We start from the raw sequence: 13979 nt of genomic DNA, 5'->3' as shown, positions 1-13979 counted from the left end.
GCGAAGTGACGGAGCCTGCCGCTGAGACGGACGAGTTCGTGTTGGAGCACCCACTGGGTGAAGTCCAGGTTGTAGGTGACGCAGCGGCGGCCTTGGAGGGTGTCGGCGAGGTGGCGGAGTACGTCTCCGAAGTGGGGGGCGTGGCGCAGCGTGTCGGGTGTGTGGTGGTGGAGGCGGGTCGCTGCGGGTTCGACTGGGTGTCGGGGGTTGATCAGTGTGTCGAGGAGGATGCTGTCTGGGGTGCTGACGGCGATGTGGAGGGCTCGGGGTTCGTTGAGGCCGGTGGTTTGGATGTTGAGGAGGCACATGCCCGGGGTGTTGAGGACGTCGTGAGCCCATTGGGCTGCGCGGGCACGGGCATCGGGCCAGGTGGCGGGCCGGCGTAGGGCGCGGATGGCGTTGTCGAGGCTGGGGTGGTGTTCGTGGGCGTGCTGGAGGTACCAGCCGGGTCCGGGGTGGTGGTGCAGGGTCCCGAGGTAGTGGTGGTGCTGATAGACGGCCCAGGTGGGGTGGCGGGTGTCGGCAGGGCGGACGCAGTGGACGGGGACGGTGTCGACGGTGCGGGTGAAGAGGTGGGGGAGTTGGTCTGGGTGCTCTGCGCGGGGAAGGAGCGGTCTGTGGTGCGGCTGCATGGCTGCCGTTCCGTGGGGGTGGCGGTCCGGGGTGCGGGGAGGAGCTGGACGAGGAGGAGGCCGCAGCCGTAGGCGCGTTGGCGTCCAAGGCCTTGGGTGAGGGTGCGGGCGAACGCGGCCGGGTCGGTGACGGTGAGGCGGCCCTGGATTTCGGAGCGGGCGACGGGGACGGGCTGGCCTGGCCGATGGGCTGCGAGGGCGGGCAGCTTGCGGGCCTTGAGGTGTTCGGGGCGGGCGTCGGCGCCGATGAGGGGGTGGCGGTCGTAGTCCACGGCGGGGTCGGGCTGGAGCCTTTGGGTGAGCCAGGTGAGGGCGGCCGCGGGGGAGGTGTCGGTGGGCCGGTCGCGGGTGCGGCGGCCGTTGTGGTGGCCGTAGACGGCCGGGGTGATGGTCGTGCGGAACAGGTACTCCTGGCCGGCCTTGACGGTGAGGGTGACGATGCGGGTCTGCGCGGGGGTGGTGAGCATGTGCCGGGGGAGGGCACGGGTGTCGGGGGGGACGAGGGACTGCACGATGAGGGTCAGCGTGCGCTGGCTGAGGTCGACGGCGCTGGTGTGGAGGACCCCCATGAGTGCGCGGGCGTTGGGCTGGCCGTCGGTGACCCAGTGGCGGAACATGCTCATCACCAGGCGGTGGAGTTCCTGGGCGTCGGCCAGGACGCGGGCGGTGCGGGGGTGGTTGAGGTCGAGCTCGACCAGCGTGTGGTGGACGACGACGCGGACGGGGACGGTCACCGGTGCTCCTGGGGAGGGGTGAGGGACAGGCGCTGCTCCCAGCGCAGCGCTCGGGTCCGGTTGTGGGTGGCGAAGCTGATCGGCTGGTCGTTGACCGGTGATGCTCCGGGGGAGGCGGCGGCGACCTCGACCCAGGCGCTGGTGGGGGCCGGCCGTGAGCGGGGGAGCAGGGGTGTGGTGGCGAGGACCTCGTGCAGGGTGCCGGGGTGGATGCCGTGGGGGAGGGGCTGGGTGGGGGCGCAGTGTTTGCGGCCGAGCCACAGCAGCCGGCGGGGGGTGTGGAGGCGGTCGGCCAGGCGGCGCAGGAGGGCGGTGTCGGTGGATTCGACGGCGGCGAGGAAGGCGGCGTCGGCGAGGTACCAGCGGCGGGAGATCTGGGGGTGGCGTTTGCTGCTGGTGGCGGTGAGGGTGTGGGTGTCGGGGTGGGGGGCGATGTTCTTGGGGGCGCTGTACCAGTCGGTGAGGGTGGGGCCGGTGATGTGGCCGAAGGCGGGGCCGTGGTCGTCGGTGAGGGCTGTGGCCGCGCGGTCGGCCCTGAGGGGGTCGGTGATGATGTCGCGGGGGCGCAGGGGGTAGTTCCCCCCGCCGCTGGTGTGGAAGTCGCAGGTCAGTCGTCCGGGCCGGTCGGCGCGGACGCCGAAGCGCAGCGCGGCGAGGTCGGCCAGGGGCAGGAAGTCGTCGCCGTCGCGGCGGACTTCGTCGCGGTCGTGGCCGTCGGCTGCGGCGAGCAGGCCGATGACGCCGCTCTTGGTGGGCCGGCTGTGGGTGTCGCGGTCGTTGTAGGGGGAGCGGATGCCCCAGGACTGGCGGAAGGCTTCGAGCCGGATGAGCAGGGTGTGGGGTGCCGGCGTCATGCGGGCTGTCCGGCGGGGCAGTAGGGGCTGAGCTCGGCCGGGTGGTTCACTTCGGTGGGCCCGAGCTTTCCGGCATCACGCAGGCTGTCGAGGTACTCGATGGTGGCGATGTCGTAGCTGAGGACGGCGCCGGGATCAACACGCTGCTTCCTGGTGATCATGGCGTGGTGCTTCAGGAGCCGCTGGGCGGCGATCAGGCTGGGGACGCCTTCCTGGCGGTGGATGGCCTTCTCGAACACGGCGGCGTAGTTGTACGGCCGGGGGGCGGCGTGGGCCAGGATCAGCTTGGGCAGTGTGCCGGGGGCGGCGGTGGTGTTCTTCTTCGCGCTGGGTACGGCGTTGACGAAGGCGGTGACGAAGGCGAGCTCGGCATCCTGTGCGGCGCGTTCGGCGTCTTCGGGGCTCATGCCGCCGTTGGCGAGGTTGCGGCGCAGCTGGAGGCGGTCGAGGACGCTGTGGGCGTAGAAGGTGCCGTTGAAGAAGTTCTGGTGTCCGGTCATACCCGCGCCTCGCTCGTCGAGCGTGTACCCCTCCGGGTCTTCCGCGTCGAAGGGAGCTGCGGCGTTCAGGCGTGCGAGGGCGTCGGTGAAGTCGGTCCCCAGGCGCTGGCGGGCGATCTTGAAGTCGTCTGCGGCGCTGAAGAAGTCCCGCACGATCGAGGCCGGTTCCACGCTGAATGAGGTCGTGGTCTGGATCGCGCCGTCGACGTTGCCGGCACCGGCGACCTCGGCGAGAAACCGTCCGTACAGGGCGATGTCGATGGCGTCCGCCGGGGCCAGCCCGGTGATCAGCCGCGCCTTGATCCGTGCCGGCATCGGCGGGACCTTCTCCTGCCGGGTCGTGGCTTCGTCCTGGGTCTCCGCCCCGTCGGCCTCCGCGTCGTCGGCTTCTGCGTCGGCCGCAGCCGCGCTGTCGCCCTTGCCCTTGCCCTTCTTCTTGCCCTTGCTTTTGCCCTTCGCCGCCGCTGCTGCGGCCTCGGCCACCAGCGTGGCCCATGCCTCCAGCTCAGCCCGGTGCTCGTGAATGATCTGGGCCAGCGTCGAGCCGGTCTTCTCGGGGGCGAAGACCATGACCTTGGTCAGGAAGGCGGTGTTGGGCGTGGAGCCGAAGTTCAGTCCGACGCCTCGCAGCGCTGCCCGAGCCGTCTCCAGCGCTGCCTGTGGCTCCCAGCCATGCTCGTCGCGCAGCGCCTCTGCAACCCGAACGGCCCACTCCCGGGTGCGTACGCCCCAGGCGTGGGCGGCCAGGGGGCCGGTTCCGAGGTTGGCCTCGTCGCGGATGTGCATGCGGTCGGCGCGACGTTCGCTCTGGGGGCTGATGATGGTGCGCAGGGCGTCCCCGTAGTCGGACGTCTTCGGTTCTCCGGCGTCGTCGCGTACGAGTAGCACGTGAGCGAAGGTGGTGAGCGAGTGGAGGCTGAGGTACCGCGTGGCGGCGTCGATGTTCATGGGGCAGCTCCTTGAGGGTGAGGTGTGACGAGCGGTTTCGGCTCGTTGACGGCGGTCGGGGTGTTGAGGGGCTCAGCGGGCGGTGGTGCGGCGGATTCGGGCGCCGGGGGTGTAGAAGTTCTCCCCCCACCGCTCCCGGACGCTGCCGCCGCTGGACCAGGCGGCGAGGTCGTCGGCGAGGGTCGCCCAGTGGGGTGGCACGGCGTTCACGGCGCGCAGCCGGTCCACCGCCCGGTACAGGTGGGTGTCCTCGATGGTCTGGTTGGTCATCACGAGCAGCCGGAAGAGCCGTTCGACGCCGGGGTCGCGGGCCCCGCGCTCCCGGCCGGTGCCGATCCGCCGGCAGGCTGTTCCCAGGTCGCCGGCGCCGAACACCCGCACCGGGTCCGTGGTAGGGATGCCGCGGTGGTAGCGGGCGAAGAGCCTGGCGGTCAGCAGATGTGCTGCCTTGATCGCATCTGTCTCCGCGAAGCGGCAGGCCAGGGAGTGCGCCTCTGTCGCGTGATGGTGTTCGGGGACCGTGAGGGCCTTCAGCAGGGTGTGGTTGCGTGAGGTGACCAGTCCCGCCAGCCAGCCGGCCAGTGCGCGGCTGGCCGTCGTGGCCTCGGCCGGTGAGACGGCTGCGGTGGTGGGCATGGTGGCCTCCAGGAACTCGGGCGGGAACGCACGGGGGTTGCGCAGCGCGGCGTCCAGGCGGGCCAGAGCCTGCAGCCGTGCCTGGAACCCGGTGCCCGATTCGGGCAGGCAGCTCAGCGATTCGCGCATCGAGGCCCGGGTCGTTGCGGCCAGATCGACTGCGAAGCGGGCCCGGGCCGTCCGCTCGCACCTGCCGGAGGCGACGTCGTCCAGGAGCCGGTGGAAGTGCTCCTCGTAGCGGGCCCACAGCTGGGGAGCGGACAGCAGGCGCGCCAAGAGCTGCTTGCGTTCCTCGGGCCTTGCCCGGGGGAAGGCCGCGTCCCGGGCCACCGCGGCAGCGCTGGCAGCGGCACGCTCGGCCTTCTCACACCACTGCGCGCCGTCCGTCGCCGCCAGGTACAGCTCCTCGCGCAGTGCACCGACGAAGGGGAACGTCTCACTCACCCAGCCAAGGAAGCTGCTCTTCGCGGTGAGCAGCCCGACCGACAAGATCTCCACACGCCGGCCAAGACCCTCCAGCCGGGAGAAGAGGTCGGACCCCTTCGCGTTGTCCGGGTCGGCGCCCGCATACAGGGCCGGGGACGTGCGCCACAGGGCCCGGTCGGCACGAGCCTGCTGGGGCCAGCCCGCCACCAGGACCGCGTCCTGCAGCAGCTGCGGCGGCAGAGGGGTCATCAGCTCGCCGCCGCCGATCAGGACACGGTCGATGACGATCTCGCCGTCGGGTCGCCGGGCCGGAGCCAGCGCCACGGAGCGGCCCAGCCAGCTGTGCAGGTCCGCCGGCCCGTCCACCGGCCGGGCACGGCCCGCAGCGGGGCCGGTGAACACCCGCCGGTCCGGTCGCGCATCGCTCCAGGAGAAGTTGAACGTCCCCGCGGCCGACCGGGGCACTGGAGTGATGTTCAGCCGCAGGGTGTCGGCCAGGCTCCTGCCCATGGCCAGGCTGCGGACGCGCTGTGCGTTGCGGCCCACCGCACCGTAGGTGAACGCCCTCCCCAGCCAGTCGTTCTGCGCCATCATCCGGCCGCCGGTGTCATACCCCTGCAGCACGAGCATCGCCGCGAAGGCCTCATGAACGGGAGGCCGGCGCTCGTGATGCAGGTGGACGTGCTCGGCGAGCTGGGCGCCGTGCCCCGCCCGCTCGATGTCCAGCTGCGCGGGCCCGTAGCCGTGCCGGTGAAGGAAGGGCAGCAGGCCGGCGTGCTGCCCGAACGGACGCTGCGGATGGAACAGGTCGAGCCGGCCGTCGAACTCACTGCCCGACAGCACCTTGGCGACTTCGTCCAGAGGCTGCCGGTCCTCCACCCACTCCTGCCACTGCCGCTCCGTGCGGGGAAACACGCCGGCCGCGTACATGAGGCCGAGGAGGAAGTCGTGGAAGGCGATGAGCGCTCCCGGGCTGCGGTGCGCCAGCGCGATGTTCTCGGACTCCTCGAATGCCTCCAGCAACGGCAGCAGCCTGGGCCGTTTGTCCTGGTCAGAGCGGATTGTCAGTGCCGGGATGCACACTTTCTCCCGCAGGTCGTACGAAAACTGCCTAGGAGGGATGTTGATGGACAGGACGGGTCTCACGGCAAGTTTCGCCCCTTCTCTCGAAGATGGGGCACAGCTTGACGGGCCGGAGGCAGGGGAACTGGTGAGCGACGCGCTCGAATCCCCCGTTCAGCCGCTGCTTCTGCCATGGCTGTGGCTGTGGGGGAAGACCGACCTCTACGGCTTCAGCCGGCAGCGAGGCGGCCCCGCCTGGAACAGCCTCCTCGCCCACTGCCTGGACACCGCAGCCGTCTGCGGCGCCCTCATCGACCACCATCTCGCCGCCCCGGTCCGGGCCCGCCTCGCCGACGCCTTCGGCGCCGGTCACCTGGCCACAGCCCGCCGCGTCCTGATGCTGCTGGCCGCCCTCCACGACATGCCGGGCAAGGCGAACCCCTGCTTCCAGATGCTCTTCGCAGCCCTGCGAAGCCGCGACACCGAACTCGTCGCCGCCGGACAGGCCTGGGCCCAGGCCGCAGCCCGCGCCGGCCTACCGCTGAACACACCGCCGGATCCGAAGGCACCACCGCACGCCCACGTCACCGCCCGCTACCTGCCGGCCCTCCTCGGCTGCTCGTGCCCCCGCTGCCACGGCAACACCGCCCGCACGCCGTACGAACACCTGCTGCACGACATCGCAGCCCTTCTCGGCGCCCACCACGGCGACATCCCCGACCTCTCGACGATCCGCAGGGCCACCCGCCCGCTCGACCCCCTCTGGCACGCCCTGCACCGCTCCCTCATCCAGGAACTGGCCCACCTCATCGACGTCGATCTCCAGCGGCTGCCCGAGCTGCTGCGCATCGAACGCGCCTGCATCCCCGTCCTTTTCGCCGGCCTCGTCGTCCACAGCGACTGGATCGCCTCCAACGAGCACCTGTTCACCTACCGCACCCCGGACACCGCAGGCACCGACACCACCATGTGGTGGCAGGCCAGCCAGGAACAGGCCGAAACCGCGATCACGACGCTGCGCCTCAACCGCTGGAACCCCCAGCCCATGACCTGGGCCGAACAGATGCCCGCCACCCCCCGCCCACGCCCCGCCCAGCAGACCGTCATCAACCACCCGCCCACCGGCCAGAGCCTGGTCATCATCGAGGACACCACCGGCGGCGGGAAGACCGAGACCGCCCAATACCTCACCCACCACCTCGCCGTCACCTGCGGCTACCACGGCTCCTACACCGCGCTCCCCCTACGCGCCGCCGGCGACCAGACCTTCCGCCGCAAGGCCGACTACCTGACCACCGTCCTCGGCGAACAGGAACGCGCACACCTCGCCCTCGTCCACGGCACCGCCCTGGCCCACGGCACCACCGGCCACCTCACGCTCACCGACAGCGTGATCACCATGGCCGCCAACATCACCTGCGACGACCACGAACTTCACCACCAGGCCCCGGCCGTCGTCCTCGACCACTGGTACCTCGTCCGCAACCGCGGCCTGCTCTCCTGCTTCGGCGTCGGGACCATCGACCAGATCATCCTCGCCGCCCAACGCGGCAGGCACTGGTTCCTGCGCCTGTACGCCCTCGCCGGCAAGACCGTCGTGATCGACGAAGCCCACGCCTACGACCTCTACCAGCAACGGCTCCTGGCAGCCGCCATCGCCTGGCTCGCCGACGCCGGCTCCAGCGTCGTCGTGCTCTCCGCCACCCTGCCCGCCGCCATCCGCAACGACCTCGTCACAGCCTGGCGCCGCGGCCACAACACCCATCAGGCCAGTACGCCACCCACCGGCCCGATCACCATCGTCGACAGCAACGGCCACATCCGCACCCACACCCCCGCCCCCTCACGCCGATCCCGCTACCGCACCCGCATCCAACTCCTGACCGACCCCGGCCCAGAAGAACTCGCCCACCTTCTCCTCAGCCGCCACCACCACGGCATCACCACCGTCATCCGCAACTCCGTCACCCGCGTTGAAGAGCTCCACCGCGCCCTGCTCGAAGCCGCCCCGCACCACGGCTGGTCCCCGCACGAGATCCAGCTCCTGCACTCCCGCTTCCAAGAACGCCACCGCTCCCACCACCAACACCACATCGAGGCCCGCCTGGGCCCCCACCCCGACCCGGAACTCCGCAGCCGGCACCCCAACCCCCACCGCCCCGAACGCCTCCTCCTCGTCGGGACCCAGGTCCTGGAGCAGAGCCTCGACTACGACACCGACCACCTCTACACCGACCTCGCCCCCCTCGACCTCCTCCTGCAGCGACGAGGCCGCCAATGGCGCCACCCGATCAACAGGCCCCACCTGCGCCACGGCACCCCCCTCACCCACGTCCTGTGGACCCCCCGGCCAGACGGACTTCCCCGCCTCCCCCGACCCACCCCCCAAGCCGTCTACGACCCCTACATCCTGGCCGCAACCTGGCACGCCCTCATCACCCGCGCACCCACCCACGGACCCCTCACCCTCCACCACCCTCACGACACCCAGCCACTCCTCGACTCCATCTACGCCGACCAACCCCCCGCCGGCGACAAGCCGATCCACCACCTCCTCGCCGAACTCCACACCCACTGGATCCGCCGCCTCCGAGAAGAAGCCAGCCAAGCAGAGCACCGCGCCCTGTGGCCCTACGACGAGGACGGCAACGCCACCACCGTGGCCGAACTCGCATCCGCCCCCGTCCACAACAACCTCGCACGCTCCCGCCTCGGAACGCCATCGACCGAACTCATCGCCCTCTACCAGCATCCTGAGACCGGCCACTACACCTGGCAGCCCAACGACCCTGAACCAGCCGACCTCACCCGACACCACCCCATCCGCCACGCCGAGCCCCACCGACGCCAGCGCCTGGAGATCCACCGCAACACCATCCCGGCCCCCACGCACTGGTTCACCGGACGCAACCCACTCCCCGACGCCACCACATGGACCGTCCCCGACGCCCCAGCCCTCACCGACCGCCCTGTCCTGCTCCTACGCCCCGACGGCCAGCCCGTTGACCCTCGCCTGGAACGCCTGAACTACCACCCCGACACCGGCCTGTCCCTGCTGCCATAGCCCGAGCGCGCCATACGCTTGCCCACCTCGGGAACGAGGATCAACCTGGGCGAAACTTCCCGTGCCCCAGGCACATCCCTCACGCCAGGGAAGCTGAACAGTAAACCGAGAAGTGAATGAGAATGGGCCCTGCTACCAGAATCGCTGCAGGTCGGGAAGGGTCCGCCCCGCGCGCCCGGGGATCAGTCGTCGGGCTCGCGCGGATCGACGGCCAACTGGCCGTCCGCCCCGCGCGCGCGGGGATCAGTCGGGCTCACGTGAAAGGCCGGGGCTCCTACACCCGTCCGCCCCGCGCGCCCGGGGATCAGTCCAGGGTGAGTTCGCCGCTGTCGAACATGGCTTGGTCCGCCCCGCGCGCCCGGGGATCAGTCCGGGTCCCAACCGCCCTGGCCGCTTGTCATCCGGTCCGCCCCGCGCGCCTGGGGATCAGCTCTCGCGGCCGCGCATCAGCCCGCCTCGTGGATCACATCACGGCGTCCCAGTCGTCTGCCCCGTGTGCCCGGGGATCCGCCCTCGCACTCGTCCCACGAGATCTTCGGCGAGGTGTCCGCCCCGCGCGCCCGGGGATCAGCCCGTCCTCGGCCTGAGGGCGGAGGAGAGCCGCGAGTCTGCTCCGCGCGTTCGGGGATCAGCCCCTCTTCGCCGCCTCCCTCGCCGTGCGCGCCCTGTCCGCCCAGCGCGCCGGAGGATCAGCTAGCCCGGCACATACAGTTGAGGTCACCGTGAATTGACCCCCGTGCGCTCGGGGTCAACCGATGTTCACCGCGTATGGCGCCGACCAACGACGAAGTCGGCCCCGCGCGCCCGGGGATCCGTCCGGTGCCCACGTGGAGTACCTGAGCAACCCGACGTCCGCCCTGCCCGCCCGGGGATCAGTCCGGCATCGTGAGCGGGTACGCCGACCTCAAGGGGTCCGCCCCGCGCGCCCGGGGATCAGCCCCAGCTCGGCGGAGCCACGCTGCTGAACGCCGCGTCCGCCCCGCGCGCCCGGGGATCAGCCGCTCTTCCCACGGCTACGGTGATCCCAGGCTCAGCCCACCCCGCGCGCCCGGGGATCACCCGGCTCGTGAGGCCGATGGCGGGACGGGGGCGTAGTCCGCCCCGCGCGCCCGGGGATCAGCCGGTCGGTGAGGTGATGGTGCCGCAGCCGTGGCAGTTCGCCCCGCGCGCCCGAGGATCAGCCGGTGTAGCCGCTGACTCACTCCCGGCAGGTGGTCGCCCCCTCCACCTCAGGGAGCAGCCCTGCAACACCCCCAGCCGGCGCATCAGGCGCCGTCCGTCTCGCCCGTCGAGGGATCAGCCGCAGGGTTCGAGGATGCGGTAGCCGACGGCCTCGTTCGCCGTGCGAGCCTACGGATCAGCCGACCACCACAAGGACATCCGGCAGGTGCGCCCGTGATCCACCCCTCCCGCGCCCGGGATCAGCCGTAGACCGCGGCGTCGCCATCGCGGCCGCCTCCTGTTCGGCAACCAGCCTGACCTTCTCGTCCAAGGGTTGGGGGTGACGGAGACGTCACCCCGAGCGCTCAGTCATCCTGCGCAAGGGGATCTGATGGGGTATCGCTGTACAGGAAAGGCCCGGATTCCCCCCGCTGTGGGCTGGGGGAATCCGGGCCTCGGCCGGGTTCGGTCAGGCGGTGGAGGATGAGCCGTGTAGGGCGTGAGGCAGGAAGGCGGTGAACGCGGCCTCGGTGAACGCGAGCGTCGGCCCGTTCGGGTCCTTCGAGTCGCGGACGGCGACGAAGCCGCGGGTTGGCCGGGTGTCGGCGACCTCGACGCACTGCTCGCCGCCGTCGCTGAAGGACGACTTGCGCCACTTCGCCTCGGGCAGGTCGGTGACGGACAGCCTGTTCATGTCAGTCATGACTTCTCCATGATGGTTTTGATCTTCTTCCGCGAGTCGTCGACGGGGAGTGCTGCGGCCACGATCCGCTCGAAGGCGGCCTCGTAGACCTTCACGTCGTCGGTCCCCTCGGCGAAGGTCCCGCCGCGGATCGTCTCCACGCTGATCACGGTGGGCCAGGGGTGAGGGGAACCGGACGATGTGGAACGGGCCGACCATGGTGGGGTGGGGTGTTGCGCTGCTCGGCCAGATCGAGCAGGTGGCGCAGCCGCTCGCACATCAGCGAAGGGTGTGGCGCGGAGCGGTGTGAGGACCTTGCTGTCAGGTGCTGGCATTGCCGTGGTTGTCGATCAGGGGAACCAGGACGCGGACACGTTCGTGAAGGTCGCCGACACCCGTAGCTGAAACCCCGGTCAGGACCTGGTCGAGGCGGGCGAGGCGGGCGCGGGATGTCGAACGGAGTCGGGCGGCGGGGACCCGGGCCAGGACGTCCAAGGCCCGCTGCGCGGCGTCCGCGGGCTGGGTGGGCGCCTCGACCTGGGCGAGCACTAGAGTGGCCGCGGCCCAGCCGGGGGTGGCCACGGCGGTGGACCCGATGGACGTTTCGGCAGCAGTCCGCGCGCGGTTGTGGTGGCCGAGGGCGATGGCTGACTCTGCCTGGTGCAGGGTGTACTCGGCGGCGTCGAACCCGAACCGGCCCGGGGCGAACCCGAGGGCGTCGGCTTCGAGTTCGCGCGCGGCCGCGGCGAGCGCCATGTCGGCTTCCTGCTCCCGTCCGAGTCCGGCGAGGGAGGTCAGCTGCGCCCATGCGTGTGCCTGGGCTTTCGGCAGGCCTGCGGGGGCGTGGGCGACGGCGCGCTCGGCGTAGGAGAGGGCCGTCTCGTAGCGGTTCTCGGCGCGGGCGACCATGCTTTGCGCGCCCAGAGCCCAGGCGGTCAGCCGGGCGTCGTCGGTGCGGGTGCCGTAGGCGGTGGCGGTGGCGAGGTGGGCGCGGGCGCCGGTGTGGTCGTCGAGGTGGAAGGCGAGGTTGCCCATGAGGGCGGAGAGCCAGCCGACGGTGCGGTGGAGTCCGCCGGCGACCTGCTCGGGGACGTGGCCGGTGACGAGGCAGTCGGTGAGCAGGCCGCGGGCGGCCCGTACTTCCTCGAACAGCAGGTAGGCGGGGTGCTTGGGGTAGGTGAGGGCGTAGTGCTCGACGGCGGCGTCCGCGAGCTCGGCGACCTCGGTGCTGCCGTGGGGGGCGGCGAGGAGGGCGAGCTGGAGGGATTCACGGACGGCCGGAAGGCCGGCGGCTGTGGTCATGTGCACCACCATTTCCCGTGCGCCAGCGCTGCACGTGTCGGTCTCGGGCCGACCGTACCGGATCACGCTGGACAACTCGCGGTCCGGAAAGACTTGTTCGGCGAGGTCCAGGCCCAGCTGGGCGGGTGTGGCTCCGTAGGCGCGGCAGAGCATGACGGTGTACTCGCGGTCGGGGCGTTCGCCGGGGTCGTGTTCCCACCGGCACAGCATCGGGTCGGACAGGCTGCGCGGTAACAGGCCGTCCGCGACGTACTGGGCTTTGACCTGGGTGATGGTCACGGAACGAGACCAGCCCAGGGCGAGCCGCCAGGCCTCCAGCTGCTGCACCTCCGGCAGGGCGCGGCGGATCTCGGCTGCGGTCTGTTCGGTGTCGAGGCGTTCGCGCTGGCAGCGAATCCGGATGTCGGCTGCCTCTTTGACGATGGTGGCGCGGCGTGTGCGGGTGATGGCGGCGGCCATGGGCACCCCCGGCGGGAGCGGGATATCGGAACCAGCAACGGTAGCCCACCCCTGTGACAGGGCGACACCACTCGGTCACTGCCCGCCCCCGTATTGAGGGTGCCCCTCAATGTCGCGGCGTTCCGGTGGCAATGACGGCGGGTCAGGTGCGGGCGGACTCTGGTGAGGCGAGCCCGACCGGGCCGCGGATCCCGAGGCCGAAGGGGGGTGACCCCGCCATGTCCTACGACCACTGATCACCTGCTGTGTCCCCCGTGGCGGGGGCCCGGGTCCGGCCTTGACGCCGGGGCCCGGGCCCCTGTGCCACCCCGCCCCGAGATGACCTGGAGACGCTCGTGCTGCCGGTGCTGACCTACGACCCCCTCGACCCCGCTACCGTCAACAACCCCTACCCGGCCTTGGCCGCTTTGCGGGAGCAGGCCCCGGTGTCCTGGCACGACGGCATGTCCTCGTGGCTGGTCACCCGGTACGCCGACTGCACGGCCGTCCTGCGCGAGCACACCGTCTTCGCCCGAGACCGGCGCCGCACCGGCGCCACCGTGCCCGAGGCGAGCCTGAGCGTGCAGTCCCTGGACCCGCCCGACCAGGCCGGCGTGCGCTCGCTCTTCATGAACGCCCTGCGCGCCCAGGACCTGCCCGACCTGGAGGCCCGCGCCCGCGACCGAGCCGCCGCCCTCCTGCGCGAGGCGGCCGAGCTGCCGTCGTTCGACGTCATGGCCGAGCTCGCCGCCCCGCTGTCCCTGTCGGTGGTCTGCGACCTCCTCGGCGTGGACGAGCCGCCGCTGGCCGAATTCGCCGCCGCCTCCGACGCGATCATGCGCAGCATGGACGGAGGCCTCGACCCCACCCGCATTGAGCCCGGCCGGCGGGCACGTGAGGAACTGACCAGCCTCGTCGACTCCTGGTTCACCGAAACCGGCCGCCCCGGCGGCCTCCTCGCCCACGTCCGCGCCCACACGCCGACCGGCGCCAACCCGGCCGAGGAGCGGTTCATCCGCAACACCGCGAGGGTGATGTTCCAGGGCGGCTACAGCACCATGACCGCCGCCCTGGGCAACGCCCTGCACACCCTCACCCGCCAACCAGACGCCCAGCACCGGCTGCGCTCAGAGCCGCGGGTCGTGCCCTGGGCGGCCGAGGAACTCGTCCGGTTCGACGGGCCAGTCCAAGGAACCAGCCGCACCGCCACCCACACCACCACGATCGCCGGCGTCCCGATCCCGGCCGGCGACACGGTGGTGCTGCTCTTCGCCGCCGCCAACCGGGACCCCGCCCGCTTCCCGACCCCCGACCAGCTGCTCCTGGACCGCCGCGACAACCGGCACCTCGGCTACGGCTGGGGCACCCACTCCTGCATCGGCACCCGCGCCGCCCAGGCCTGCCTGCGCGCCGCCCTCGACGCCCTGCGCACCCACTCCACGCCGCTCCGGCCGGCGGGCACCGCCCGCAGGCAGCCGTCGGCCACGATGCGCACCTTCGCCGTCCTACCCGCCACCCTCCACTCCTGACAGCCGCGCCT

At 71.5% G+C, this 13979-nt stretch carries 9 protein-coding genes and 1 CRISPR repeat array; of the genes, 2 read left to right on the top strand and 7 right to left on the bottom strand.

What is annotated here, in order from left to right:
* Positions 1 to 211 precede the first annotated feature (211 nt).
* The 4 genes from AB0D45_RS00215 to casB form a co-directional block, all read right to left on the bottom strand.
* The gene (locus AB0D45_RS00215) at positions 212 to 1366 is read right to left on the bottom strand and encodes a type I-E CRISPR-associated protein Cas6/Cse3/CasE (protein WP_362454449.1); all 1155 of its coding nucleotides are present in this window, start codon (positions 1364 to 1366) and stop codon (positions 212 to 214) included.
* Positions 1363 to 2220 (bottom strand): CRISPR-associated protein Cas5, encoded by an 858-nt coding sequence (gene cas5 / locus AB0D45_RS00210; RefSeq protein WP_362454447.1) that lies wholly within the window; start codon positions 2218 to 2220, stop codon positions 1363 to 1365. The genes AB0D45_RS00215 and cas5 overlap by 4 nt, the downstream gene beginning before the upstream one ends.
* Positions 2217 to 3668 (bottom strand): type I-E CRISPR-associated protein Cas7/Cse4/CasC, encoded by a 1452-nt coding sequence (locus AB0D45_RS00205; RefSeq protein WP_362454445.1) that lies wholly within the window; start codon positions 3666 to 3668, stop codon positions 2217 to 2219. The genes cas5 and AB0D45_RS00205 overlap by 4 nt, the downstream gene beginning before the upstream one ends.
* Positions 3669 to 3740: 72 nt before the next feature.
* The gene (casB, locus tag AB0D45_RS00200; RefSeq protein WP_362454444.1) at positions 3741 to 5813 is read right to left on the bottom strand and encodes a type I-E CRISPR-associated protein Cse2/CasB; all 2073 of its coding nucleotides are present in this window, start codon (positions 5811 to 5813) and stop codon (positions 3741 to 3743) included.
* 127 nt (positions 5814 to 5940) lie between these two features.
* On the opposite strand from casB, the gene cas3 reads away from it, so the two are divergent.
* Positions 5941 to 8856: a CRISPR-associated helicase Cas3' gene (cas3, locus tag AB0D45_RS00195; RefSeq protein WP_362454442.1), complete on the top strand. Its 2916-nt coding sequence runs from the start codon at positions 5941 to 5943 to the stop codon at positions 8854 to 8856.
* Positions 8857 to 9016: 160 nt separating this feature from the next.
* Positions 9017 to 9551: direct repeats of the CRISPR family, unit length 28 nt; unit sequence GTCCGCCCCGCGCGCCCGGGGATCAGTC.
* A 935-nt stretch (positions 9552 to 10486) separates the two neighbouring features.
* On the opposite strand, the gene AB0D45_RS00190 is transcribed toward cas3, so the two are convergent.
* The 3 genes from AB0D45_RS00190 to AB0D45_RS00180 form a co-directional block, all read right to left on the bottom strand.
* Positions 10487 to 10720, bottom strand: a complete 234-nt coding sequence (locus AB0D45_RS00190) for a DUF397 domain-containing protein (RefSeq protein ID WP_362454440.1) — start codon at positions 10718 to 10720, stop codon at positions 10487 to 10489.
* Positions 10717 to 10860 (bottom strand): Scr1 family TA system antitoxin-like transcriptional regulator, encoded by a 144-nt coding sequence (locus tag AB0D45_RS00185; protein WP_362454438.1) that lies wholly within the window; start codon positions 10858 to 10860, stop codon positions 10717 to 10719. The genes AB0D45_RS00190 and AB0D45_RS00185 overlap by 4 nt, the downstream gene beginning before the upstream one ends.
* A 160-nt stretch (positions 10861 to 11020) precedes the next feature.
* On the bottom strand, positions 11021 to 12460 hold the full coding sequence (locus tag AB0D45_RS00180) for a tetratricopeptide repeat protein (protein ID WP_362454436.1): 1440 nt from the start codon (positions 12458 to 12460) through the stop codon (positions 11021 to 11023).
* A 335-nt stretch (positions 12461 to 12795) separates the two neighbouring features.
* Here AB0D45_RS00180 and AB0D45_RS00175 point away from each other — a divergent pair, with 335 nt between their 5' ends.
* Entirely contained in the window at positions 12796 to 13968 is a 1173-nt protein-coding gene (locus AB0D45_RS00175) for a cytochrome P450 (RefSeq protein ID WP_362454434.1), read from the top strand.
* Positions 13969 to 13979 lie beyond the last annotated feature (11 nt).

Source organism: Streptomyces sp. NPDC048352 (genome assembly GCF_040651895.1).
Lineage (GTDB): Bacteria > Actinomycetota > Actinomycetes > Streptomycetales > Streptomycetaceae > Streptomyces.
Note: the sequence above shows the minus strand (reverse complement) of the source record. Positions and strands in the feature narration are given on the sequence as shown.

What these genes read in the sequence shown, in the direction of transcription:
- cas5 (WP_362454447.1), bottom strand. Translation starts at nt 2,220, where the DNA reads ATGACGCCGGCACCCCACACCCTGCTCATCCGGCTCGAAGCCTTCCGC.
- AB0D45_RS00205 (WP_362454445.1), bottom strand. Translation starts at nt 3,668, where the DNA reads ATGAACATCGACGCCGCCACGCGGTACCTCAGCCTCCACTCGCTCACC.
- AB0D45_RS00190 (WP_362454440.1), bottom strand. Translation starts at nt 10,720, where the DNA reads ATGACTGACATGAACAGGCTGTCCGTCACCGACCTGCCCGAGGCGAAG.
- AB0D45_RS00180 (WP_362454436.1), bottom strand. Translation starts at nt 12,460, where the DNA reads ATGGCCGCCGCCATCACCCGCACACGCCGCGCCACCATCGTCAAAGAG.